Genomic DNA, 22,182 nt, shown 5'->3' on the forward strand with positions numbered 1-22,182 from the left:
GCGCGCCCGTTCTTCGTTCGTCTACTACCTGGGTCGAATTCCTCAGGCAGAGATGGTGCTCGTGTCGATGACGTAGCGGTAGTGCACCTTGCCCTCAACGACCTTGTCGTACGCCGCAGTCACCTCATCGGCGCCGATGACCTCTACGGTCGCACCGAGGTCGTGCTTGGCGCAGAAGTCGAGCATCTCCTGGGTTTCGGAGATACCGCCGATGTTGGAGCCCGCGACCACCTTGCTGGTTCCGATCAGGGCACCCGGCGCGATCTCGTACTTCTTCGGGGGCAGGCCCACCGAGGCGAGCACCCCGCGCGGCTTGAGCAGCGCGATGTAGTCCTCGATCGGCAGATCCGCGCTCACGGTGTTGAGAATGACGTCGAAGTAGCCCCTGTGGTCGGTGAAGACCTTTTCATCCGTCGTGGCGAAGTGGTTCGTCGCACCGTACTTCTTGGAGTCCGCTTCCTTGTGCGTGGTGCGGGAGAGCACGGTGACCTCGGCGCCCATCGCCGCGGCGATCTTGACGCCCATGTGTCCGAGGCCGCCCATCCCGATGACAGCGACCTTGCTGCCTTCGCCGACGCCCCAGCGGCGCAGCGGCGAGTAGGTGGTGACGCCCGCGCACAGCAGCGGCGCGGCAACGTCCAGCCCGAGGGCCTCGGGAATGTTCAGAACAAAGCGCTCGGAGACGACGACACCCTGGGAGTAACCGCCCTTCGTCTTCTCACCGTCGTAGCCGACGCCGTTGTAGGTCATCACTGCACCCTTGGTGCAGTGCTGCTCGAAACCCGCCTCGCAGTACTCGCATTCGCCGCAGGAGTCGACCATGCAGCCGACGCCGACGTGGTCGCCGACCTTGACGCGGGTGACGCCGTCGCCGATCTCGGCGACGACTCCGGCGATCTCGTGGCCTGGGACCATCGGGAAGATCGAGTCACCCCACTCTTCACGGACCTGGTGGATGTCGCTGTGGCAGATACCGGCGAACTTGACGTCGATGCGGACGTCGTCGCTGCGCAGGTCGCGTAGTTCGATCGAACCGGCCTTGAAAGAGTCGCTCGGTGAGGCGACGGATAGAACAGGTGTAGTTGTCATGTCATGGACGCTACGCCCAACACCTGGGGTAGACGCGAATCCGGTGAGATGACTCACACGTCGGGCTCCAGCGCTGCCCAGGAATTCTTCTCCGGTCCCACTGCCTGCCCTTCGGGGCAGTGCGCGCGGTAGTCGCACCACTGGCACAGCGCCGATGTCCGCGGGGTGAACGCGCCCGACTCGACCCCCAGCTCGCGGTAGGAGGCGTCCGCCTTCTGCAGGTCTCGCGCGATGGACTCCGCCTCGCTGATCTTGCGCTGCAGCGAGGCCTGGGTATGTTCGTGCGCAATCACCTCCCCAGTGGGCACGTGATGCAGTTCCACCCGCGTGCAGTCACGCCGGAAGAGGCGACCCACCGCCGTTGCGTAGAACGCCATCGCGAGAGACGTTCGCGCATCGTCGGCGCTCAACCCGCGACGGGAGGTCTTGTAGTCCACGACGACCAGATCCCCGTTACGGTCATCCAGGCGGTCGATCCGACCCGTCATCGCCAGCACCGCAGTTTTCATTCCGACGGTGCGCTCGATGCCGGCGGGTTGAGTAGTGCGGTCGATACCGCGCAGGTATTCCAGCACCTCGCCGGTGACCCGCGAGCGCCAGCGGGTGGACTGGTCGGCGTCTTTGAAACCGGCCGGGAGCCACCTGGTACGGATCAGCTCGCGGACGCCGTCGGGGGTCCGCGCCGCCATCGGCAGGTCCCAGAAATCGCGTAACGAATTGTGCACGCTCAGACCGACCGACGTATGCGCGCGTTGCAGACGCCCCGGCGGAGAGGGCCTGTCCAGGTAGCGCATCCGGTAGGCCCGCGGACAGTCCAGCCAGGTCGTCAGGCGACTCGGGCTCGCGGAGTACAACCGGGGCGGCAACCCGGCGATCTCCGTCTGCACCCCGGCGGGATTCTTGTCGCTGCTCACGGCAAAAGGATCTTCGTCGGGGACGTGGCCTGCGCAACGATGGTGTCCAACACCTCCGGGGTGGTGAGATTCTCGCCGAGCCGATTGGGCTTTCCGGCGCCGTGATAATCGCTGGATCCTGTTGCGAAAAGGCCTAGTTCGAGGGCCAGTTCCCCTGCTCGCTGTACCGACGCGGCGTCGTGGTCGCGGTGCAAGACCTCGATACCACCCAGTCCTGCGTCGGCCATCTCCCGGATCACATCCTCGGTGACCACCCGGCCGCGCTGGTGGGCCAGCGGATGCGCCATGACAGGCACCCCGCCCGCTGCGCGCACCAGTTCCACGGCACGCACGGGATGCGGAGCGTAGTGCGACACGTGGTATTTGCCTCCCGATCGCAGCAGGGTCGCGAAGGCCTCCCCGCGATCGGCCACAATGCCCGCCGCTACCAGTGCGTCGGCGATGTGGGGACGTCCCAGCGTCGCGCCCGGTGCTGCCTGGGCTGTCACCTGATCCCAGGTCAACCCCGTTTCGGGTCCCAACAGCTGCACGATGCGCTCAGCGCGGCGCTCTCTGGACTCCCGCGCCGCGCTCAACTCCTGCGCCAGAGGCTGGTAGCTCGGGTCAGGCAGATAAGCAAGCAGGTGCACGCTGATGCCGCTGACCGAACACGAAATCTCGATACCCCGCACGAGCGCGACACCGTGCCGGGCGGCAGCGCTAGCAGCGGAACCCCACCCGGTGATCGTGTCGTGATCGGTCAGTGCCACCACGTCCAGGCCCGCGTCAGCGGCCGATGCCATGACCTGCTGCGGGGTCTGCGTCCCATCACTCTCGCTGGAGTGGGTGTGGAGATCGATGCGCACGTGATCGACCCTACCGAGGCGCGCCGACACCTCATCCCGGGTTCGCGCCTCGAGGTTTGCGAGACTGTCCCCGTGACTGCGTCCCTTCCTGCTGCCTCCACCGCAGTGCCTGCGCAGGGGTCGGCACCGCTCAGTCGGGCCGCCTCGGGCCAGGGCCGGCCCGATCAGACCATCCCTATGCGGCGCAGTGGTTTTCGAGGCAGTGGTTTTCCCGTCAGTATTCGACTCTGCGTGCGACTCATGTACCTCGGAGCGAGCCTCAGCGTGCTCGCAGCGCTCGCCGAGGTACAGGCGCACGGCGCGATCCGCGCGGCCCTGGTGCAGCAGAACACGCACTCGCTGGGCTCGCGCCTGAGTCCGACCGACATCACCGATGCGGCGAACTTCACGGTGACGTTCATGGTCGGAGCCGCGTGTCTGAGCGCAGTGCTCTGGCTGCTTGTCGGGTGGGGTATCGCCCTGGGGTCGCGACGCGCTCGGATGATCGGCACGGTCTTGGCGGTGCTGTGCATCCTGAAGGTGTACGGCACCCTGACCCAGGGTGGGGCGTCGACGCTCGGGATCCTCATCGACCTGTTGCAGCTACCCGTGGCCTGTGCGGTCACAGTGCTGGCCTGGAGCGGTCGCAGCGCCTGCCATTTCAGGCACGCTCCGGCGTCGACCCGATGAAGCGGCGTCACATCTGCGACATGCGCGGCTGCCGTGCGTTCGCGGTGCCTGTGGGGTTGCTGTTGTGCGCCGGACTGCTGTCGGGGTGCGGCGGTAGCGCCCGGCCGTCGCCGACGTCGTCCTACCCCACCTCCAGCGTCCCCCTGGTAGCGCCGACGCCGTCGTCGAGCAGCACGCAGGCGCAGGCCGGTAGCGTGCGCAGCCGCGACGGGTCCTTCTCCGCAGTGCTGCCCGACTCGTGGGGCACGGTGAAGAGTTCGGTGACCGGCATGATGCTGTTCGAGCGGGCCCCCAGCGCGACCCACGGGATCCGGACCAACTTCAATGTGCTGCGCCAGGGCGCTGCAGGGGCCTCGCTGACGGACGCGGTGTCCCAGGCCACCGCCAGCCTGCAACAGTCAGGGTGGGCCGTGACCGCTGGGCCCGGCCTGACCGTCGGCGGCATCCCGGCGAAATCGGTCATGGCGACGACCGCCGCCCAGGGCAAGAAAATCAGCGTGCATCAGTACTACATCCTCAAGGGAACGTCGGTGTACATCGCGACGATGACCTCGTCGCCATCGGATGCTCCTGCCGCACAGAAGACCGCCACGGCCATCTTCGCGAGCTGGGCGTGGAGTAGTTCCTAGTGCAGTGGATCAACAGCAGGACGGGTGCGGAGCGACTGTCACGCAACGTTGCACGCACCGTCCTCGATCGGTGACACGATGTCGGGATGAGTGAAGAACAGCCGATGGCAGAACACCGCAGCAGACCTTCCAGTGCGCAGTTCCGCGAATTCGTGGCATCAGGGTGGGCACCGCGATCCGACGAGCCGACACCGCGCACAGCGGCAGCTGACTTCACGCCGGCGCGCCGAGCTGCTCTCGGCGCGCATTTCGTCGGTGAGCGTCTCGTCCTACCGGCAGGCGGTCTGAAGGTCCGCAGCAATGACTGCGACTACATCTTCCGCCCGCATTCGGCGTTTGCGCATCAGAGCGGCCTCGGCGGCGACCGCGAGCCCGACGCCGTACTCGTACTGGAGCCGGTCAGCCACCCAGACAGCTCAGACAGCTCAGACAGCTCAGACAGCTCAGAAACCGAACTGACGCACGAAGCGACCATCTACTTTCGCCCACTTGCCGGCCGCGACACCGAGGAATTCTTCGGCGACGCACGATATGGCGAGTTCTGGGTAGGTGCCCGACCCACTCTGCAGGACGTCGAATCCGAACTCGGTATCAAGGCGCGGCACATCGATGAGTTCAAGGACGCGATCTCCAAGGATGCCGGTGCAGTGCAGATCCGGGTCGTACGCGATGCGGACGCCTCGATCACCGCCATCGTCGATGAGATCCGGGCCCAGGCCGCAGGTACCCAACAGGCGAGCGGTGATGACGACCACGGTGATCGAGGCGAACACAGCGAGGATCACGAGTTGGCGCGCCTGCTGTCCACGCAACGGCTGGCCAAGGACCCCTTCGAGATCGAGCAGATGCGGGCCGCCGTGACGGCCACCGCCCGCGGTTTCGAATCGGTCATTGCAGATCTGCCGGACGCCGTGCGCCGTGGGCGCGGCGAGCGCTGGGTGGAAGGTGTCTTCGGGCTGACCGCCCGCCACGAGGGCAACGGCGTGGGGTATGACTCGATCTGTGCGGCCGGGGACCACGCCACGACGCTGCACTGGATCCGTAACACCGGCGAGATCCACGACGGTGATCTGCTGCTGTTGGACGCCGGTGTCGAGGTCGACTCGCTCTACACCGCCGACATCACCCGCACCCTCCCGGTCAACGGTCGGTTCAGCGACCCGCAACGTCGGGTGTACGACGCGGTGTACGCCGCCCAGGAAGCCGGCCTGGCGGCGATCCGGCCCGGTGCGACCTTCGCCGACGTCCACGCTGCGGCGATCCGGGTCATCGCGCAGACACTCTTCGACTGGGGCCTGCTGCCCGACGGGGTCGACGTCGATGCCACCTTGAGCAAGGAGACCGGGCAGTACCACCGGCGCTGGATGGTGCATGGCACCAGCCATCACCTCGGCCTCGACGTGCATGACTGCGCGCGAGCGCGCGACGAGGATTACATGCAGGGGGTGCTGACGCCGGGGATGATTCTGACGGTGGAGCCGGGTCTGTATTTCAAGGCAGACGACGAGCTGATCCCGTCCGAGCTACGAGGTATCGGAGTCCGCATCGAGGACGACGTGCTGGTGACCGAGACCGGCCACGACAACCTGTCGGGGTTCATGCCGCGTTCCAGCAGCGAGGTCGAGGACTGGATCGCGCGGGTCTGGTCCGAACGCGAATGACGGCACCTCCCGCCTTCGCCAAGTCGACCATCTGCTGGTTGGAGATCGACGGGCGCGACTGGCCGGCCTGGTACGTAGCGGTCGGCGACACGGCCTACATCGTCTCCGGCGCGGGCGAGCAGGAACTACCCGACCTTCCGGCGACCCTGCCGATCACGCTACGGGTGAGGACAGCCCTGCAGTACGCGGGCAAGTTCGAGGCAACCGCCGACCGCCTCCGACAGGGAGACGAAGCGTGGGATGAGGCCGTCGGTGCGTTGCGTCCCGCGCGGTTGAACTCCACCGGTGACGACCAGGTGGGTCGCTGGGTCGGCGACGGCGTCGTATGGGCGGTTCGACCCGATTTCGAGCACCTCCTCCCTTTCGAGCGCAATGCGCCGAGCGGCGCACGGGAGCCGACCCCGACACCGGCGACCACCCGGGTCCCGATCCCGCGCCATCTCGGAGGTCGTCGCCGCCACGCGGGTTAATCTGTGCACCGTGGCCTCTCTGACACGCGTGTTCGTCGCGCGCATATCCGGTCTGACCGTTCTGGACCCGTTGGGCGACCAGGTCGGACGGGTGCGCGACGTCATCGGCGTATTCACGTCGGCCGGAGCCCTACGCGCCATCGGACTGGTCATCGAGGTACCCGGTAAGCGCCGGGTCTTCGTCCCGATGACGCGCGTCACGGCCATCGATGCGGGCGCGGTGATCACGACCGGTCTGGTCAACATGCGCCGGTTCGAGCAGCGCACCAACGAAACTCTCATCCTCGCCGAGCTGCTGGATCGTGACGTCGACATCCGGACAGACGGTGAGAGCTTCACCGGCCTGGTCGAGGACGTGGAGATCGAGCAGAACGCCCGTCGTGACTGGTTGGCCACCAAGGTCTTCGTCCGTCGTTCTGCGGCCACCACGTCGGCGGCCTCCAAAGCCATGTCGCGGCTGACCCGTCGGCGCAGCGGTGCAACGGTGCTCGTACCGATCGCGGACGTGAGCGGGTTACGGCACCAGCCGGATGCACAGAGCGCCGAACGGCTGCTGGAAACCTACGAGGACCTTCGGGTTGCCGACCTCGCGGAGGTCGTGCACGACCTGACACCCAAACGTCGCGGAGAGGTCGCCGCAGCCCTGGACGACGACAAGCTCGCCGACATCCTGCAGGAGCTGCCGGAGGACGACCAGGTGGAGATCATGGGCGGCCTGGAGATCGACCGGGCGGCCGACGTGCTGGAGGCGATGGAGCCGGACGACGCTGCGGACCTGCTCTCGGACCTGCCGCCCCTGCTCGCCGAACAGCTACTGCAGCTGATGGAACCGGACGACGCCGAACCGTTGCGCCGGTTGATGGAGTACGACGAGAACACCGCCGGCGGCCTGATGACCACGGACCCGGTCGTGCTCGGGCCCGAAGCCACCATTGCCGAGGCGCTCGCCCTCGTCCGGCGCGAAGAGGTCGCGCCGGCTCTGGCATCGTCGATCTTCGTGTGCCGTCCGCCGCTGGAGACCCCGACCGGCAAGTTCATCGGCATCGTGCACACCCAGCGGCTGCTGCGTGAGCCGCCGTCGTTCGCGGTCGGGATGATCATTGACAAGAGCGTCGAAGCGGTAGCCGCCGACGCACCCCTGGGCCACGTCACGCGCACCCTGGCGACGTACAACCTGGTCAGCCTGCCGGTGGTGGACGACGCCGGCCGGCTCCTCGGCGCGGTCACGGTCGACGACGTACTCGATCACATCCTGCCGGACGACTGGCGCGAAGCCCGGCACGAGGGCCGCCGCTACACCCGGGCGTCCGCCAAGGACGACGGAGGCGGTTCGTGAGCGAGGTCGACACCGCGGGCAAACGACGAGGCGGTCGTACCCGCATCATGCAGGAGCGCCGCGACAGGCTGGATCAGCCGCAGGAGATCCGGCGCGGGCTGCTACCCCGCCTCAACCTGGACGGCGACCGCTTCGGCACCTTCGCTGAAGGTTTCGCGCGGTTCATGGGCACTGCCCAGTTCCTTGTCGGCATGACTGTCTTCATCGCCGTCTGGATCACCTTGAACCTGGTCGGTATCTTCGGACTGCGGTGGGATCCAGAACCGTTCATCCTGCTGAATCTGATCTTCTCCACCCAGGCGTCCTATGCCGCGCCGCTGATCCTGCTGGCCCAGAACCGCCAGGACGACCGCGACCGGGTCGGCCTGGAGCAGGACCGCACCCAGAACGCGCGAAGTCTGGCCGATACCGAGTTCCTCACCCGCGAGGTCGCTTCGCTGCGGGTGGCCCTTCGGGAGCAGGCCACCCGCGACTTCGTCCGGTCCGAGCTGCGCTCGCTGCTGGATGAGATGGAGGAACGCGGCTACCTGCATGCGCCCACACCGGAGGATGGCGACTCCCCACCCTTCGACGGGTGAGAGGGAGGCAGTTCTACACTTGTCGGTATGCCTGCCCCCACGATCGACGCTGTTCGCGATGCCCTGACAAAGGTCATCGACCCTGAGATCAAACGGCCGATCACCGAGCTCGGGATGGTCGAGAGTGTCGACGTCACGCAGGCCGGGCACGTCACGGTCACCATCCTGCTGACGATCTCCGGATGCCCGCTGAAGGCCACTCTTACCAGCGACACCACCCAGGCGGTCCTGGGAGTGGCCGGAGTGACGGGCGTCGACGTCCGCCTCGGAGTGATGAACGACGAGCAGCGCACCGCCCTCAAGGACCACCTGCGCGGCGGGATCAAGGACAAAGAGATCCCCTTTGCCCGGCCCGGTTCGCTCACCCGCGTGTACGCGGTAGCTTCCGGTAAGGGTGGCGTCGGCAAGTCCTCGATCACCACCAACCTGGCGGCCTCGCTGGCCAAACAGGGCCTTCGGGTCGGGGTCGTGGACGCCGACATCTACGGTTTCTCGGTCCCCCGGATGCTCGGGGTGGATCGCAAGCCCACCCAGGTCGACGACATGATCCTGCCGCCGGACAGTCACGGCGTGAAGGTCATCTCGATCGGGATGTTCGTGCCCGGCAACCAGCCCGTCGTGTGGCGTGGCCCGATGCTGCACCGCGCCCTGCAGCAGTTCCTCGGTGATGTTTTCTGGGGTGACCTGGACATCCTGTTACTGGACCTGCCGCCGGGTACCGGTGACATTGCAATCTCCACGGCGCAGCTGATCCCCAACGCGGAGATCCTGGTCGTCACCACCCCGCAGCAGGCAGCAGCCGAGGTTGCCGAGCGCGCGGGGGCGATTGCCCTGCAGACCCATCAGCGCATTGCCGGCGTGATCGAGAACATGTCATGGCTGGAACTCCCGGACGGCTCCCGCCAGGAGATCTTCGGCTCCGGTGGCGGCGCGGCAGTCGCGGCATCGCTCAGCCGGGCGATCGGTGCCCCCGTGGAACTGCTGGGTCAGATTCCGCTGGACACCAACCTGCGCGAAGGTGCCGACGAGGGAATGCCGGTCGTACTACGCAACCCTGACAGCGCCGCTGCTGTTGCGCTGCGCGGCATCGCCGCAGGCCTCGGTAGCCGCTCGCGCGGCCTCGCCGGGCGTTCCCTCGGCCTGACGCCCGCGGGTCGCTGACTCAGGTCGCTTCCACGTCGTACGGCGTGGAACGATCCGGGTCCCAACGACGCAGGCTCTCCTGCACTGCGACCTCGGGATTCAAGTAGGGCGCGTCTTCGGACGGCTCGCCCTCCTCCGGGTCATCCCACAACGCTTCCCGGATGATCTTTCTCGGGTCGTACTGGCGGGGGTCGTACTGCCTCCAGTCGACGTCCTCGAAATCTGGTCCGAGCTGGTCCTTCAGGTCGCCTTTGGCACCGTTGGCCATGTCGCGGGCCTGGCGGATGAACGAGCGCAGCTTGCCCAGGTACTCCGGCAGCCGTTCAGGACCGATGAGCACCATGGCGGCGATCACCAGGATCAGCAGCTTCCATGACGTGATCCCGAACATGACTTAGTTTTCCCGCACTCTCAGTTGGTGGATGCCGTGGTCTGCACCGCGACACTACGGTCCTGACCCTCGCGGGTGATAGTCAAGGTCACTGTTGCGCCGATCGGCTTGGAGCGCAGCGCGACGATGAACGCCGTCGGGCCGGCGACTTTCACCCCGTCGACCGCGGTGATCACGTCGCCGGACTGCACCCCGGCCTGCTGGGCGGACCCGCCGTCCTGAGCGCTGGTGACCCGCGCCCCGGGACTGAGCTGAGCTTCGACCTGTACCCCGATCGTCGGATGCGCGGACTTGCCCGTCCTGATCAGCTCATCGACAGTGCGTCTGGCCTGGGCCGCTGGGATCGCGAACCCGACGCCGATGTTCCCACTCACCTGGCGCCCTTCGCTGGACCCACCCGTACTGGCGATCGCCGAGTTCACCCCGACCACCTGACCTCGCATGTCCAGCAACGGACCACCGGAATTGCCCGGATTGATCGCCGCATCGGTCTGTACCGCGTTCAGGTAGGAGACGTCGGTCATCGACCGCCCGGTGGTCACGGGGCGGTTCAGCGCGCTGACGATGCCTGTGGTGACCGAGCCGGTCAAACCCAACGGTGCCCCGACCGCGATCACCTGCTGACCTACGATCAACGCATCGGAGTCGCCGTAACTCAAAGCCGGTAGATCTGCCCGGTCCACCTTGAGGACGGCGAGGTCATAGGACGCGTCGGCGCCCACGAGCATCGCGTCGACCTGGCTGTTGTCGGCGAACTGCACCGTCAGTTTTCCGTCGGGCCCGGCCCCTCGTGCCACGTGGTTGTTGGTCACGATGTAACCCTGGGAACGGATCACGAATCCTGATCCGGTGCCTGCCGGTTTGCCGGTGGAGTCGGCGATCTGGATCGTCACCACGCTGGGTAGCGTGGCCCGCGCAATGGCGCTGACCTGCCTGTTTGCATCAGCCGCGGAATTGGCGTCCTGCTGGCCCATGCGGTGCTCGATCAGAGCGCCGGTCGCGCCGCCCGCACCGCCGGCCAGAAGGGCAATGAGCATTCCGGCGACGAGCAACCGACCGGTGCCCGATGACGAGGGATCGCTATTTCGCGGCGCACCGGGTTGTCCTGTGCGCGTCGCCGACGACCAGTCGCCCAGCCCCTGGTGCGGCTGATCCGGGGGCGTCGTCATAGTGGCGATTGTCCCTTACCGAGCTGCTCAACGCCCAACGGTTCCTACCATCGCAGCCTGCATCAGGGGATCGACCACCGGCTCACTGACGGGTGGCACGGGCGCAACGGGCCCGCGCCGAACACTCGCCTGCCGCACGATGTTTGCTGGTTGGCGTTGCAGCTGGCCAGTATTGACGGTGACACCGGACACCGGCACCTGCACGGCCACGAGCGTCGCGCCCACACACCCCGCGACGGCAAAAATGGCACACGCCACCGAGCGGCGGGCCGACGTGTACTGGGCAGGCGCCCCGGCGTGCAGCGTGGCCGGACCATGCCGGCGAATGGGCTGGGCCTGTTCGTGGACCTGTTGCGCCAGGCTCATCAGACCTGCCACCAGATCGTGCTCGCCCTGAGGACCGAGCGAAAAATGACGCAACCGCCGGATCAGCTCGCGCTGTTCGTCCACATAGGCCCGGCAGTGCTGACAGACGGCCAGGTGACGTTCCACCTCACCTGCCCCGCGCACGTCGAGCATGTTGTCGACATAGTCACCGAGCACCTCGCCGCCGTGAACTTCCCGCGCGCGCATCTACATCGAGCTCGGCGAAATGGAGGGCAGCGAAAAGCCCGGGCGGGCCGAAACCGCAGGAGTGATCGGTGGCGGCGCCCGGTGGGCCAGTGCCTCACGCAGGGAAGCGCGGCCGCGGTGGATACGGGAGCGAACCGTACCCAGCTTCACGTCGAGAGTGGCGGCGATCTCCTCGTAAGAAAGGCCCTCGATATCGCAGAGCACCACTGCCGCCCGAAATTCCGGGCTCAGGGAGTCCAACGCCCGTTGGATGTCGTCGTCGAAGTGGGCATCGACATAGGTCTGCTCAGGGCTGCGCTCGCGGCTGGGCAGACGAGCGGCCGACTCATCCGTCAGCGCATCGAAACGGATGCGCTGCTTACGACGCATCTTGTCCAGGAAGACGTTGGTCGTGATGCGGTGCAGCCACCCCTCGAAGGTGCCCGGCCGGTAGGACCCGAGGGAGCGGAAAACCCGCAGGAACACGTCGTGGGTGAGGTCCTCGGCGTCATGGACGTTGCCGGTAAGCCGGTAGGAGAGGCGGTACACGCGCGCCGAGTGCTCGGTGACGATCTCTTCCCAGGTCGGCGGTACCCACCCCTCGGGCGCCTTGTCCGGGACGATCGTGCGGCCGGTGGGAGCACGGTGCTGCGTTGTCATGCGACCATCCTCATTTCCGCCGCTGTGTAGGGCCTGTGTAGGCGCTGAGCCGACGTCACATCTTTGCAACGCTTCGGGGATCGGATTCGTTCTCGTCCTCGCGGGCAACGTTGGCGGCGTTGGCGGCGTGCACTGCGGACCGGCAGACTGACCCTATGCAGATACGAGCGTCCAGCTGGAGGTACGCCGAGGACTTCATCCCGGAGTCCGAAGCCATTACCGCCGCCGCCACCCGCGGCCAGCATCTCGGCGCGGCGCCGGTCGGCCAGGGTACCGGGGCTGCGCTACGCGGATTCGCCGCCGCAGCGCGGGCGACCGCCGTCGTGGAGATCGGGACAGGAGCCGGCGCCTCGGGGCTGTGGCTGCTGTCCGGCATGCCCGGGCGGGGCGTGCTGACCACCGTCGACGTGAGCGCGGAGCTACAGAGCGCCGCCCGCGAGGCGTACGCGGCTGCTGACATCCCCTCGTACCGCTTGCGGGTGATCTGCGGCAATGCATTGACGGTACTGCCCCGTTTCGCCGACCGGGCCTACGACCTGGTGTTCGTGGACGCCGACGCAGTGGACTATCCGCGCTACGTCGAACAGGGCCTGCGATTGCTGCGGCCCGGCGGCGTTCTGGCCATCAACCGGATGCTCGGAGCGGACACCGTCGCTGATCCTGTGGCACGCGACGAGACGACCACGATCCTGCGCGATCTGGGAAAATCTCTTCGCGACGACCACGACCTGGTGGTGACTCTTCTGCCGGTGGGGGACGGATTACTCACGGCGGTCACTCCCCAGTAGGACCCGCTGGATTCATGGGGGTACAAGAAGGGCCGCACCACCGTGACAGTGGTACGGCCCTGCTCGAACGTCGGCTGACCCGATCAGCCGATACAACCCTGGATCGCGTCGCGAAGAGCTGCTGCCTCCTCGGCATTCATCTCGACCACCAGTCGGCCACCGCCCTCGAGCGGCATCCGCAAGAGGATGCTGCGACCCTCTTTGGTGACCTCGAGCGGACCGTCCCCGGTCCTCGGCTTCATCGCCGCCATGATGCTCCCTTCGGTGACGTGGTCGCACTCGCGTCCACGCGTCTGCCGTGTCCGGACAATCTGCTGCCCGGTACTGCCTCGCCATGTCGCACTATTATCGCCGAATCGGCAGAGTTGCGACAAATCCGCACCTCCGCTTCCGCTCACAGCCCGCACCCCAGGAGTTCTCATGACGACCCCGCCAGCACCTCAGGAACACCCCGTCGTCCTGACCCTGGTGGGCGGGGTCGCGACCGTTCGCCTCAATCGGCCGACTGCGATGAATGCACTGAACCTCGCGGTCAAGGAGTCACTCCTGGCGACCTTGCAAGAGTTGAGCGCCGACGCGAAGGTGCGCGTGGTGGTTCTGACCGGCACCGGCAGAGCCTTCTGCGTCGGGCAGGATCTGAACGAACATGTCGCCCAGTTGCGTAGTGGACAGATCCTGTCTTCGACGGTGGTGCAGCATTACAACCCGATCATGACGCTGCTGCACACCATGGACAAGCCGGTCATTGCCGCCGTCAACGGCGTCGCGGCCGGTGCAGGCGCATCCCTGGCCTTCGCCGCCGATGCGCGTTTCGTCGCCGACACCGCGGGATTCAATACGTCCTTCGCGGCCATCGGCCTGTCCAGTGACACCGGTGCGTCGTGGACCCTTCCCCGGCTGGTGGGTTATCCCGCGGCGCGAGAACTGCTGATGTTTCCCCGCACCGTCCCCGCTGAGGAAGCACAACGTCTGGGTCTGGTGACCCGCCTGGTGCCGGCGGCCGAACTGGACGCGACAGTGGCGGAGTACGCCGCGCAACTGGCGACCGGACCGACGCTCGCCTACGCCTCGATACGGCAGGCAGTCGCGTATTCCGCGGGCCACAGCCTGGCCGACTCCCTGGCCAACGAGGCCGAACTGATGGCGCGCACCGGTGCCTCGGGCGATCACCTCGCGGCGGTCGAGGCGTTCTTGTCCAAGACTCCCCCGACCTTCACCGGGCAATGACCGCTCGTGCAGAGCATCAGATCGGGTTGCCGATCGGCGGTATGAAGCGCAGCAGAGTCCAGGCCCACCACACCTGCCACCCCAGGGACAACACCAGAAAGATCGCGAAGCGCAGACGTACCAGGATGATGCGGTCGCGGCGCGCCCAGCCGACCCCCAGCGCGATCGGCACGAGCGGGAAGAGCAGCAACGCAAAGCGGTACGTGCTGGTCCAGACGTCCACCGCAGCAACGAGATAGGCGCCGTAGGCGACCGTCCAGCTCAGCAGGACCGGCCCCAGCGCCCTGGCCCACGGGCCGGCGACCATAGCGGCGAACGTCCCGAACAGCAGGCACAGTACGACGACGGCACCGACAGAGCCGAAAAAATGGGCGAAATTGGTGAACCACGGCGTGAAGAAGACCACGCCGTCCACCCGCCAGGAGGCCTGGGTATCGAAGTACGCGTCGGGCACCTCGGTGACGCGCGCGGCAATCTGCATCCACAGCACCGTTGCCACCAGACTCGAGCCCGCTGCAAACGAGATCCCCCACCAGTCACGCGCAGTCATCGCCCGAATGTCCCGTTCGCGCCACCGCCACCATCCGGCGGCGAGTACGACCAGCACCAACGGGGCGGCGATGGGCCGTGTCACACCCATCGTCAACGCGAAAAAACCCGCGGGCACCCACGCCTGCCTGGACAGGGCCAACAGGAAACCCATCAGGATCAGCAGCGCCAGCGACTCGGTGTAGGTCATCTGGAAGGTGGGCGATGGGGGCAGCGCGCTGAAGACGACGACGCTGGCCAGCGCTGCCGACGCTCCGATGCGCTCGCGGAGCAGCACTGCCATCACAGCAATCGCGGCGCCACCGAAGACGAGCGACAGCAGCGATCCACCCACTGCGAACGAGGCTCCGGTCATGAGCATGAGGGTCTTCACCGCCAGCGGATACAGCGGCAGAAAGGCCCACGCGTTCTGCTCGACCAGACCACCCGGACCACGCGGCAGCGAACGTGGATACCCCGATTCGGCGATCTGCTGGTACCAGTGCCCGTCCCACATCCGCACTTCGTCCCAGTACGTCGCCGCCGAAGCACCCGGGTGACCGGTGATTCCGGCGACTGGTTGATGACGGGCCAGCCAGATCATCAGTACGGCCGAGAAGGCACGACAGGCGAGGTAACCCAGCAGAGCCAACGGGATCAGCCGTCGATCCGCCAGTGCCGACCATCCCCCGCGGGAGCGCACCAGGACGACCGGCGACAGCACCGCGCTCATGCGCGTATTGCCACCGACACTCATCCGGTGCTCATTCACTACTGATTTCGGGGACGCAGCGGTGGCAGCCCAGGACGTGATCATCGACCACGCCGCAGGCCTGCATGGCGGCGTACATCGTGGTGGGACCGACATGCCGGAACCCGGCAGCCTTGAGCGCCGCCGCCAGGACAGTCGATTCCGTAGTGGTCGCCGGCACCTGATCGAGGGTGAGTGGTGCGGGATGCGAGGCGGGTCTGGCCGACCAGAACAGCTCTTCCAGCCCGCCGTGTGCCCGCAAGGCGAGGGTTGCTCGGGCATTGACGATCGCCGCGCGGATCTTGCGCTCATTGCGCACGATCTGCGCGTCGTCCAACAGGCGTCGGACCTGCTGTTCGTCGTACGCTGCGACGACGTCCGGGTCGAACTGGTCGAAGGCGGCTCGGAAAGCGTCCCGCTTGCGCAGGATGGTCATCCAGGACAAACCCGACTGGAACGCCTCGAGCGTGATGCGCTCGAGCAGCGCGCGCTCGCCGCGGACAGCGACGCCCCACTCCGTGTCGTGATACTGCTCGTACTCCTGCCCTACGGCCCAGCCGCAACGCACCAGTCCGTCGCTACCGCGGACCTGTCCCGCCTGCGTCATACCGGCTGCACCATCGCCGAAAGGTCGACGCGATCAATGCGCCTCAGCGGCGGCGACAATCTTCTTCAGCACCCCGGCGTACATCGCCTTGGTGATCAGACCCCCGACCGGCCGACTGATGGTCGCCAGGAGCCGGGGCGCCGGTCCGACGTCGGTCGTCCAGACCAGCGTCGCGCCGCCCGGCGTCGGATGCACCTCGAAGTTCACCGTGCCGGACAGAACCTTGCCGAGTTTGCGAATTGCGAAACTACCGCTGTCATGACCCTCTACCGGGGAGGGCGGCGACCAGGCCGTGACGACCATCGGATCAGGCAGTGTCAGAGGGCCCAGCTTGCTGAAGCCTTCGAAATGACGACCGACACCCTCGGGCTCGTCCGGCACCTTCATCTGCGTGAGCGGAAAGTACCCGGCGTGCCGCTTCCAGTCGGTCGTGACCGCCCATACGGCATCCACATCGGCTCGGGTCTCACGCGTCATCCGGACTTGCGGCATTGCTGCTCACTTTCCTTGTTCGTCGGCGGGCTGGGTGTCATAGCTGTGCCTGGCCGAGCGCAGCCGGGCGATCTCGTCGTCGCGCTCACCGAGCGCCTGCACCAGGCGGTCCAGGACGTCGTCGACCTGACCCATCCGATACCCGCGCAACGTCTGGTCGAATCGCACGGACTCCACGTCCTCCGTGGCCAGCGGCGCATCGGGCAGGCCGACGAAGGGCGTTGTCGAGGTCGGGTCGTCGAGATGGCCGCCGAACCACCCGGCGATGCCCGCCAGCACGACACCCGTCACGAGCACGAGCAGCACGAGTAGGAACACGATCACGATGCCAGGGTAGCTACTACGACCGACAGCCTCACTCCGGAGCTGAGGCAGCAAGGACGCCGTTACCCGCGACGATGGCTCTGACGGCCTCAGCAGCCGTGTCGACGACCTGCAGGCGGGCGATATCGGCGGCCGCGATCATTCCTTGCGGCAGCACGGTTTCCTGCAGCCAGGCCAGCAGCGGCGCCCAGAAATCGCGGCCGATCAGGACGACCGGGAAGCTGGTCACTTTCTGTGTCTGGGCCAGGGTCAGCGCTTCGAAGAGTTCATCGAACGTGCCGAAACCGCCCGGCAGGACGACGTAGCCCTGGGCGTACTTCACGAACATCGTCTTGCGCACCATGAAATAGCGGAAGTTGATGCCCAGGTCGACGTAGTCGTTCAACCCTGATTCGAACGGCAACTCGATACCCAGACCGATACTGGCACCGCCCGCTTCATGGGCGCCCTTGTTCGCGGCCTCCATCACGCCTGGCCCGCCACCGGTGATCACGGCGTACCCCGCCTGCACCAGGAGCTTTCCGACCTCTTCCGCCAGCAGATAGAACTGCGAATCCGGATTCATCCGCGCCGAACCGAAAACGCTGATCGCCGGTCCGAGCTCGGCGAGGGCGCCGAAACCCTCGACGAACTCGGCCTGGATGCGCATCACCCGCCACGGGTCGGTGTGCAGCCAGTCGCTGTCCTGATCACGGTCCAGCAGCCGCTGGTCGGTCGTGGTCGACGGGACGAGCTTGCCGCGCAACGTGCTCGCCCCCTTGCGGTACGTGCCGTGGACATCCTGGCTACTCATGCCAGCCACCGCCGCATCGCCTCCAGGGCCTGCTCGATCTGCTGCTCGGGACACTGTTCGTCATCGGTATGCGCGTAATTGGGATCACCGGGGCCGAAGTTGACGGCGGGTATGTCGAGCGCTGCAAACCGTGCCACGTCCGTCCAGCCCTCCTTGGCCGTGACTGGCAGGCCCAACGCCGCAACGAACGCCTTCGCTGCGGGTTGATCCAACCCTGGACGCGCGCCGATCGCGCAGTCGCCGAGCACAACGTCGTACCCCTTGAATACCTCGCAGACGTGTGCAAGCGCCTCGGCTGCCGACTTGTCGGGTGCAAACCGGTAGTTCACGCTGACCGTGCACCGGTCGGGGATCACATTTCCGGCAATACCGCCGCTGATCCCGACTGCGTTGAGCGCCTCGTGATAGTCCAGGCCGTCGACAGTGACCGTTGCCGGCTCGTACGCCGTCAGACGCGACAGCAGCTGGGCGGCACCGTGGATGGCATTGCGCCCGTTCCACGGTCGCGCCGAGTGCGCAGAGATCCCGTCGACCGTGACCTCGACCCGCAGGGTGCCTTTGCAGCCGCCCTCGATACCCCCGTCGGTCGGCTCGAGCAACACTGCGAAGTCAGCGTCGAGCAGATCGGGCTGCTGCTCACCGATCCGTTTCAGTCCGTTGAACTCATCCTCGATCTCCTCGCAGTCGTAGAAGATGTAGGTGACGTCGCGGGTGGGTTCGCTGACTTCGGCAGCAAGTTTCAGCTGCACCGCGACCCCGCCCTTCATGTCCGTCGTACCGCGCCCGATCAGCATCCCGTCGACCCGCCGTACCGGCAGATTCGGCGGATCGGTCAGCGGCACCGTGTCCAGATGCCCTGCCAGCACCACCCGCTCGTCACGACCTAATTGGGTGCGCGCGACGATCACGTTGCCGTCCCGGATCACGTCCAGGTGGGTGGCGCCCAACAACGCCTGCTCGACCGCGTCGGCGATCTCATGCTCACCTCGGCTGACGGAGGCGATGTTGCACAGGTCGACGGTGAGATCGACGACGTTCTTGCTCAGGTCCAGGACCTCAGGGCTCGACATACCGCCATCCTGACCTACCCCCGTGGCCGGCTACCCGGCGACGCGCGGCGAACCGGAAGCAGTTGATACCCCCTGGGGGTAAGGATTAGCATCGAGGGATACTTCGAGGCAGCTGTAGGACCGCGCTGTCGGGCCTGCCGACCACCTTCAACACAACCTCTGAGGACACCGCATGACCGCAACCGAGCCGACCACCCCCGCCACTCCTGCCACTCCCGACCCGGGGTACGTCGACACCAAAGCCGATCACCTCAAACGGCTGCGCCGCGTCGAAGGTCAGGTGCGCGGATTACAGCGGATGGTGGAGAACGAGACCTACTGCATCGACGTGCTTACCCAGATCTCGGCGGCAACGCGAGCCCTGGAGGCGGTTGCCATCGGGTTGCTGGAGGAACACCTCACGCATTGCGTCACCCACGCGATTCAGGGGGGCGGCGCCGAAGCCGACGCCAAGATCAAGGAAGCCTCAGCAGCGATCGCGCGCCTCGTCCGCTCCTAGCCTGCTCCCAGCCCGCTCGCAGTCAGACGGGCCGATATGGTGCGGTCACAGGTCTGGTGCAGGAAAGTGCAAGAAGGTGCAATGAAAGCTGTCGTGGTCGGTGCGGGAGTCATCGGTGCCGCCTGCGCGCGTGCGCTCGCCCAGGCCGGGATCGCCGTCACGGTGCTGGAGCGCGGTGCTGCTGCCAGCGGCACATCCGCCGCGTGCGAGGGCAACCTGCTCGTATCGGACAAATCACCAGGTCCCGAGTTGGAACTGGCGCTTTTCAGCACGCGGCGCTGGGGCGTCGTAGCGGCGGAGCTTGCTGACGAGCTCGGAGCCGGCTTCCCCTCGATCGAGTACGACCGCAAGGGCGGTCTGGTGGTCTGCTGCGCTGCTGCCGGTGCCACCGCGCTGCAGGACCTGGGCAATCGTCAGCGTGCTTGTGGGGTGCTCGTCGAGCGGTTGCACCCTGCGGAGGCCCGCGTGCTGGAGCCGGACCTCACCGGTGACGTCGTCGCGGCCGCCTACTACCCCCAGGACGCCCAGCTGCAGCCGACGGCCGCGACCGAGGCACTGCTCGCCTCGGCACGCCGCGCCGGAGCGCAGGTGTTCACCGGGGAAGAAGTCATCGGCCCGCGGCGACGTGCGGACGGCACGTTGTGCGGGGTCGCCACCAGGTCCGGCGGGTACGACGCGGACATCGTCGTCAACTGCGCCGGGCCGTGGGCGGGCGCAGTGGCGACATCGCTCGGCGTCGAGCTGCCCGTACTCCCGCGGCGAGGCATGATCCTGGTGACCACGCGGATGCCACCCCGGATCCGGCACAAGGTGTACGGCGACGACTACGTGAATGCCACCCAGTCCGCAGACGCGATGCTCCAGACCTCGACAGTGGTGGAATCGACGGCCGCCGGAACGGTACTGATCGGTTCGTCCCGCGAGCGCGTGGGACTCGATCCGCGCACGGACATGGCGGTTGCAGCGCAGATCGCCCGCAAGGCGGTCGCTCTCTTCCCCTTCCTCGCCGAGACGACTGTCCTACGCAGCTACGCCGGTTTCCGGCCGTACATGCCCGACCACCTGCCGGTCATCGGGCCCGATCCCCGGCTGCCGGGCCTCTACCACGTGGCAGGTCACGAGGGCGCGGGCATCGGGTTGTCGATCGCCTCCGCCGACCTGCTCCTGGCCCAGGTGACCGGGTCATCGATGCCGTACGACGGCACGCCGTTCGCTGTGGACCGGCCGAGCCTCGCGATCCACCTTCAGCGGGCCGCATGACGTCCCGCGCAGTGGACCCTGCCTGGGACCCCATCGGTCCCGAGGCAGGTCGCCCGGTCAGCATCGAGGTCGACGGGCAGACCTACACGGGCGTCCTGGGGCAGTCGGTTGCGGGCATCCTGCTGGCCAACGGCGTGGCCAGTTGGCGCACCAGCTCGACCCGGCAACAACCGCGCGGGGTGTTCTGCGGCATCGGCATCTGTTTCGACTGTCTGATCGAGGTCGATGGGCGCCGCGATGTACGCGCCTGCCTGTTCCGACCGCGCGGCGGCGAAGTACTGCATGCGCAGGACGCGGGGCCATCGTGCAGGTCCTGATCGTGGGTGCGGGACCTGCCGGCCTGTGTGCAGCCGATGCTGCCCGCCGTGCGGGTGCCTCGGTGCGTGTTGTCGACTCTGCCGATAGCACCGGGGGCCAGTACTGGCGGCACCTCCCCGTGCAGCGTGCGGCTCGAGCCGAGCACCTGCTGCACCACGGATTCGAGCGCTATCAGTCGTTGCACGCGTCCCTGGACGCCGACCCGATGGTGTCGATCGAGCTGGGAACCCAGGTCTGGGCGATCGAGCAGCGTGACGAGGGCCTTCGGGTGGATCTGGTGGCGGGTGGCGCCGACGGCACCGGCCGACGCACCGAGGCCTGCCTGCCGGAGGCACTGGTTCTGGCAACGGGGGCGCACGACCGGGTGCTGCCGGTCCCCGGATGGACGCTGCCCGGGGTCTACACCGCAGGTGCCGCCCAGGCGATGGCCAAGGGCGAGAGGGTGGCCATCGGTGAGCGGGTCGTGGTTTCCGGAGCAGGACCCTTCCTGTTGCCGGTGAGTCAGGCAATCGGGTTGGCCGGCTCGCGTGTCGTCGGCGTCTACGAGGCGGCAGGCTCCCGACGGCTGGCCCGTTCCTGGTTGACGCGGCCACACGAATTGATCGCGGGGCGCGCGAAGGGTGCCGAGCTGGCCGGATATGTATGGCACCACCTGCGGCATCGGATCGCCTACCGGCCCGGCTGGGGAGTAGTGGCCATTCACGGAACAGATCGCGTGGAAGGGGTGACCGTCGCGCGGTTGGACGACGCGTGGCGCTCGGTTCCCGGTACCGCTCAGCACATCGACTGCGACGCGGTGTGCCTCGGGCACGGCTTCACCCCACGCCTGGAACTGCCCTTGGCTGCCGGCTGCCGTCTCACAGCGAGACGATTTGTGGAGGTGGACGCGCGGCAACAGACCAGCGTCGCGGGTGTCTACGCAGCCGGCGAAATCACCGGTGTGGGTGGAGCCGACCTGGCTCAGGCCGAAGGCTGGTTGGCCGGCTGGTATGCCGCCGCAGGTTGCGCCGATCACGTCCAGACCCGTCGGCCCGCCCGCGCCCGTCGAGAGGCCACAGCCTTCGCCGACCGCCTCGAACGCGCTCATGGCATTCGCCCGGGATGGACGACCTGGCTCGAAGACGACACCCTCGTATGCCGTTGTGAGGATGTTCCGCTCGCGGCCCTGGCGAGTGCCGTTTCGCAGACAGCCTCAGTCGGTCTCCGGTCGCTGAAGTTGACCACCCGCGCCGGTCTGGGAGCATGCCAGGGTCGGGTTTGCGGGCGTAATGTCGAGTCCCTGCTCGGTGGAGGAACCACAGACCGTCCCGGATTCAGCGACGGTGTCAGCACTGACCGTCGTCCGATCGCGGCGCCGATCCGACTCGGTGAGCTTGCCGACTTTGCCGGTCCGACCAACCACGAGAGAAAGGAATGAGA

27 protein-coding genes are annotated in these 22,182 nt (G+C 66.9%); 13 read left to right on the forward strand and 14 right to left on the reverse strand.

What is annotated here, in order from left to right; genetic code table 11:
• Nucleotides 1-42: 42 nt before the first annotated feature.
• From V3G39_15725 to V3G39_15735, 3 genes are read right to left on the reverse strand one after another with little or no spacing between them, the layout of a single operon-like run.
• Nucleotides 43-1,089: an NAD(P)-dependent alcohol dehydrogenase gene (locus tag V3G39_15725; GenBank protein ID XAS76076.1), complete on the reverse strand. Its 1,047-nt coding sequence runs from the start codon at nucleotides 1,087-1,089 to the stop codon at nucleotides 43-45.
• Nucleotides 1,090-1,142: 53 nt separating this feature from the next.
• On the reverse strand, nucleotides 1,143-2,003 hold the full coding sequence (locus V3G39_15730; protein XAS76077.1) for a PD-(D/E)XK nuclease family protein: 861 nt from the start codon (nucleotides 2,001-2,003) through the stop codon (nucleotides 1,143-1,145).
• Nucleotides 2,000-2,848, reverse strand: coding sequence for a PHP domain-containing protein (locus V3G39_15735; protein ID XAS76078.1), 849 nt, complete (start codon nucleotides 2,846-2,848; stop codon nucleotides 2,000-2,002). The genes V3G39_15730 and V3G39_15735 overlap by 4 nt, the downstream gene beginning before the upstream one ends.
• 72 nt (nucleotides 2,849-2,920) lie before the next feature.
• On the opposite strand from V3G39_15735, the gene V3G39_15740 reads away from it, so the two are divergent.
• The 7 genes from V3G39_15740 to V3G39_15770 all read left to right on the forward strand — a co-directional run bounded on the left by V3G39_15740 (nucleotide 2,921) and on the right by V3G39_15770 (nucleotide 9,352).
• Complete coding sequence (locus V3G39_15740; GenBank protein XAS76079.1) at nucleotides 2,921-3,517, forward strand: hypothetical protein; 597 nt, start codon at nucleotides 2,921-2,923, stop codon at nucleotides 3,515-3,517.
• Nucleotides 3,514-4,146, forward strand: a complete 633-nt coding sequence (locus V3G39_15745; protein XAS76080.1) for a hypothetical protein — start codon at nucleotides 3,514-3,516, stop codon at nucleotides 4,144-4,146. The genes V3G39_15740 and V3G39_15745 overlap by 4 nt, the downstream gene beginning before the upstream one ends.
• Before the next feature lie 86 nt (nucleotides 4,147-4,232).
• A complete protein-coding gene (locus tag V3G39_15750; protein ID XAS76081.1) occupies nucleotides 4,233-5,807 on the forward strand; it encodes an aminopeptidase P family protein in 1,575 nt (524 codons plus the stop codon).
• Nucleotides 5,804-6,277 (forward strand): hypothetical protein, encoded by a 474-nt coding sequence (locus V3G39_15755; protein ID XAS76082.1) that lies wholly within the window; start codon nucleotides 5,804-5,806, stop codon nucleotides 6,275-6,277. The genes V3G39_15750 and V3G39_15755 overlap by 4 nt, the downstream gene beginning before the upstream one ends.
• Before the next feature lie 10 nt (nucleotides 6,278-6,287).
• Nucleotides 6,288-7,613, forward strand: coding sequence for a CBS domain-containing protein (locus tag V3G39_15760; protein XAS76083.1), 1,326 nt, complete (start codon nucleotides 6,288-6,290; stop codon nucleotides 7,611-7,613).
• A gap of 47 nt (nucleotides 7,614-7,660) precedes the next feature.
• The gene (locus V3G39_15765; protein ID XAS78262.1) at nucleotides 7,661-8,191 is read left to right on the forward strand and encodes a DUF1003 domain-containing protein; all 531 of its coding nucleotides are present in this window, start codon (nucleotides 7,661-7,663) and stop codon (nucleotides 8,189-8,191) included.
• Nucleotides 8,192-8,218: 27 nt separating this feature from the next.
• Nucleotides 8,219-9,352 carry a P-loop NTPase gene (locus tag V3G39_15770; GenBank protein XAS76084.1) on the forward strand — a complete coding sequence of 378 codons (1,134 nt, stop codon included), beginning with the start codon at nucleotides 8,219-8,221 and terminating at the stop codon, nucleotides 9,350-9,352.
• A gap of 1 nt (nucleotide 9,353) precedes the next feature.
• On the opposite strand, the gene V3G39_15775 is transcribed toward V3G39_15770, so the two are convergent.
• The 4 genes from V3G39_15775 to sigE are packed head-to-tail and all read right to left on the reverse strand — an operon-like array spanning nucleotide 9,354 to nucleotide 12,106.
• On the reverse strand, nucleotides 9,354-9,725 hold the full coding sequence (locus tag V3G39_15775) for a preprotein translocase subunit TatA (protein XAS76085.1): 372 nt from the start codon (nucleotides 9,723-9,725) through the stop codon (nucleotides 9,354-9,356).
• A gap of 20 nt (nucleotides 9,726-9,745) precedes the next feature.
• A complete protein-coding gene (locus V3G39_15780; GenBank protein XAS76086.1) occupies nucleotides 9,746-10,894 on the reverse strand; it encodes a trypsin-like peptidase domain-containing protein in 1,149 nt (382 codons plus the stop codon).
• A gap of 27 nt (nucleotides 10,895-10,921) precedes the next feature.
• The gene (locus V3G39_15785) at nucleotides 10,922-11,467 is read right to left on the reverse strand and encodes a zf-HC2 domain-containing protein (GenBank protein XAS76087.1); all 546 of its coding nucleotides are present in this window, start codon (nucleotides 11,465-11,467) and stop codon (nucleotides 10,922-10,924) included.
• Nucleotides 11,468-12,106 (reverse strand): RNA polymerase sigma factor SigE, encoded by a 639-nt coding sequence (gene sigE / locus V3G39_15790; GenBank protein XAS76088.1) that lies wholly within the window; start codon nucleotides 12,104-12,106, stop codon nucleotides 11,468-11,470.
• Between the two features lie 155 nt (nucleotides 12,107-12,261).
• Between sigE and V3G39_15795 the strand changes: the two genes are divergently transcribed.
• Nucleotides 12,262-12,894: a class I SAM-dependent methyltransferase gene (locus tag V3G39_15795; protein ID XAS76089.1), complete on the forward strand. Its 633-nt coding sequence runs from the start codon at nucleotides 12,262-12,264 to the stop codon at nucleotides 12,892-12,894.
• Nucleotides 12,895-12,977: 83 nt separating this feature from the next.
• Here the strand turns inward: V3G39_15795 and V3G39_15800 are convergent, their stop codons facing one another.
• A complete protein-coding gene (locus V3G39_15800) occupies nucleotides 12,978-13,145 on the reverse strand; it encodes a DUF3117 domain-containing protein (protein XAS76090.1) in 168 nt (55 codons plus the stop codon).
• Nucleotides 13,146-13,314: 169 nt separating this feature from the next.
• Between V3G39_15800 and V3G39_15805 the strand changes: the two genes are divergently transcribed.
• Nucleotides 13,315-14,121 (forward strand): enoyl-CoA hydratase-related protein, encoded by an 807-nt coding sequence (locus tag V3G39_15805; protein ID XAS76091.1) that lies wholly within the window; start codon nucleotides 13,315-13,317, stop codon nucleotides 14,119-14,121.
• Nucleotides 14,122-14,137: 16 nt separating this feature from the next.
• Here V3G39_15805 and V3G39_15810 read toward each other — a convergent pair whose 3' ends face one another.
• The 6 genes from V3G39_15810 to dapE are packed head-to-tail and all read right to left on the reverse strand — an operon-like array spanning nucleotide 14,138 to nucleotide 18,686.
• Nucleotides 14,138-15,382, reverse strand: a complete 1,245-nt coding sequence (locus tag V3G39_15810) for a hypothetical protein (protein ID XAS76092.1) — start codon at nucleotides 15,380-15,382, stop codon at nucleotides 14,138-14,140.
• Nucleotides 15,383-15,413: 31 nt separating this feature from the next.
• Nucleotides 15,414-16,007, reverse strand: a complete 594-nt coding sequence (locus V3G39_15815) for a DNA-3-methyladenine glycosylase I (protein ID XAS76093.1) — start codon at nucleotides 16,005-16,007, stop codon at nucleotides 15,414-15,416.
• A gap of 33 nt (nucleotides 16,008-16,040) precedes the next feature.
• Nucleotides 16,041-16,499, reverse strand: coding sequence for an SRPBCC family protein (locus V3G39_15820; protein ID XAS76094.1), 459 nt, complete (start codon nucleotides 16,497-16,499; stop codon nucleotides 16,041-16,043).
• 6 nt (nucleotides 16,500-16,505) lie between these two features.
• On the reverse strand, nucleotides 16,506-16,823 hold the full coding sequence (locus V3G39_15825) for a DivIVA domain-containing protein (protein XAS76095.1): 318 nt from the start codon (nucleotides 16,821-16,823) through the stop codon (nucleotides 16,506-16,508).
• 31 nt (nucleotides 16,824-16,854) lie between these two features.
• The gene (locus V3G39_15830; protein ID XAS76096.1) at nucleotides 16,855-17,616 is read right to left on the reverse strand and encodes a TIGR00730 family Rossman fold protein; all 762 of its coding nucleotides are present in this window, start codon (nucleotides 17,614-17,616) and stop codon (nucleotides 16,855-16,857) included.
• Entirely contained in the window at nucleotides 17,613-18,686 is a 1,074-nt protein-coding gene (gene dapE, locus V3G39_15835; protein XAS76097.1) for a succinyl-diaminopimelate desuccinylase, read from the reverse strand. The genes V3G39_15830 and dapE overlap by 4 nt, the downstream gene beginning before the upstream one ends.
• Nucleotides 18,687-18,858: 172 nt before the next feature.
• On the opposite strand from dapE, the gene V3G39_15840 reads away from it, so the two are divergent.
• The 4 genes from V3G39_15840 to V3G39_15855 all read left to right on the forward strand — a co-directional run bounded on the left by V3G39_15840 (nucleotide 18,859) and on the right by V3G39_15855 (nucleotide 22,180).
• Nucleotides 18,859-19,185 (forward strand): metal-sensitive transcriptional regulator, encoded by a 327-nt coding sequence (locus V3G39_15840; GenBank protein XAS76098.1) that lies wholly within the window; start codon nucleotides 18,859-18,861, stop codon nucleotides 19,183-19,185.
• Between the two features lie 81 nt (nucleotides 19,186-19,266).
• Nucleotides 19,267-20,445: an FAD-dependent oxidoreductase gene (locus tag V3G39_15845; GenBank protein ID XAS76099.1), complete on the forward strand. Its 1,179-nt coding sequence runs from the start codon at nucleotides 19,267-19,269 to the stop codon at nucleotides 20,443-20,445.
• Complete coding sequence (locus V3G39_15850) at nucleotides 20,442-20,762, forward strand: (2Fe-2S)-binding protein (GenBank protein XAS76100.1); 321 nt, start codon at nucleotides 20,442-20,444, stop codon at nucleotides 20,760-20,762. The genes V3G39_15845 and V3G39_15850 overlap by 4 nt, the downstream gene beginning before the upstream one ends.
• Nucleotides 20,750-22,180, forward strand: a complete 1,431-nt coding sequence (locus V3G39_15855) for an FAD-dependent oxidoreductase (protein ID XAS76101.1) — start codon at nucleotides 20,750-20,752, stop codon at nucleotides 22,178-22,180. Before V3G39_15850 ends, V3G39_15855 begins: the two co-directional genes overlap by 13 nt.
• The last annotated feature ends 2 nt before the right edge of the window (nucleotides 22,181-22,182 follow it).

This window comes from Dermatophilaceae bacterium Sec6.4 (assembly GCA_039636865.1).
In the GTDB taxonomy this organism is placed as follows: Bacteria; Actinomycetota; Actinomycetes; order Actinomycetales; family Dermatophilaceae; genus Allobranchiibius.

Coding starts and splice junctions, on each gene's coding strand:
- V3G39_15725 (XAS76076.1), bottom strand. CDS start 1,089: ATGACAACTACACCTGTTCTATCCGTCGCCTCACCGAGCGACTCTTTC.
- V3G39_15745 (XAS76080.1), top strand. CDS start 3,514: ATGAAGCGGCGTCACATCTGCGACATGCGCGGCTGCCGTGCGTTCGCG.
- V3G39_15750 (XAS76081.1), top strand. CDS start 4,233: ATGAGTGAAGAACAGCCGATGGCAGAACACCGCAGCAGACCTTCCAGT.
- V3G39_15755 (XAS76082.1), top strand. CDS start 5,804: ATGACGGCACCTCCCGCCTTCGCCAAGTCGACCATCTGCTGGTTGGAG.
- V3G39_15765 (XAS78262.1), top strand. CDS start 7,661: ATGCAGGAGCGCCGCGACAGGCTGGATCAGCCGCAGGAGATCCGGCGC.
- V3G39_15770 (XAS76084.1), top strand. CDS start 8,219: ATGCCTGCCCCCACGATCGACGCTGTTCGCGATGCCCTGACAAAGGTC.
- V3G39_15775 (XAS76085.1), bottom strand. CDS start 9,725: ATGTTCGGGATCACGTCATGGAAGCTGCTGATCCTGGTGATCGCCGCC.
- V3G39_15780 (XAS76086.1), bottom strand. CDS start 10,894: ATGACGACGCCCCCGGATCAGCCGCACCAGGGGCTGGGCGACTGGTCG.
- V3G39_15785 (XAS76087.1), bottom strand. CDS start 11,467: ATGCGCGCGCGGGAAGTTCACGGCGGCGAGGTGCTCGGTGACTATGTC.
- sigE (XAS76088.1), bottom strand. CDS start 12,106: ATGACAACGCAGCACCGTGCTCCCACCGGCCGCACGATCGTCCCGGAC.
- V3G39_15795 (XAS76089.1), top strand. CDS start 12,262: ATGCAGATACGAGCGTCCAGCTGGAGGTACGCCGAGGACTTCATCCCG.
- V3G39_15800 (XAS76090.1), bottom strand. CDS start 13,145: ATGGCGGCGATGAAGCCGAGGACCGGGGACGGTCCGCTCGAGGTCACC.
- V3G39_15805 (XAS76091.1), top strand. CDS start 13,315: ATGACGACCCCGCCAGCACCTCAGGAACACCCCGTCGTCCTGACCCTG.
- V3G39_15810 (XAS76092.1), bottom strand. CDS start 15,382: ATGAGCGCGGTGCTGTCGCCGGTCGTCCTGGTGCGCTCCCGCGGGGGA.
- V3G39_15815 (XAS76093.1), bottom strand. CDS start 16,007: ATGACGCAGGCGGGACAGGTCCGCGGTAGCGACGGACTGGTGCGTTGC.
- V3G39_15820 (XAS76094.1), bottom strand. CDS start 16,499: ATGCCGCAAGTCCGGATGACGCGTGAGACCCGAGCCGATGTGGATGCC.
- V3G39_15830 (XAS76096.1), bottom strand. CDS start 17,616: ATGAGTAGCCAGGATGTCCACGGCACGTACCGCAAGGGGGCGAGCACG.
- dapE (XAS76097.1), bottom strand. CDS start 18,686: ATGTCGAGCCCTGAGGTCCTGGACCTGAGCAAGAACGTCGTCGATCTC.
- V3G39_15840 (XAS76098.1), top strand. CDS start 18,859: ATGACCGCAACCGAGCCGACCACCCCCGCCACTCCTGCCACTCCCGAC.
- V3G39_15845 (XAS76099.1), top strand. CDS start 19,267: ATGAAAGCTGTCGTGGTCGGTGCGGGAGTCATCGGTGCCGCCTGCGCG.
- V3G39_15850 (XAS76100.1), top strand. CDS start 20,442: ATGACGTCCCGCGCAGTGGACCCTGCCTGGGACCCCATCGGTCCCGAG.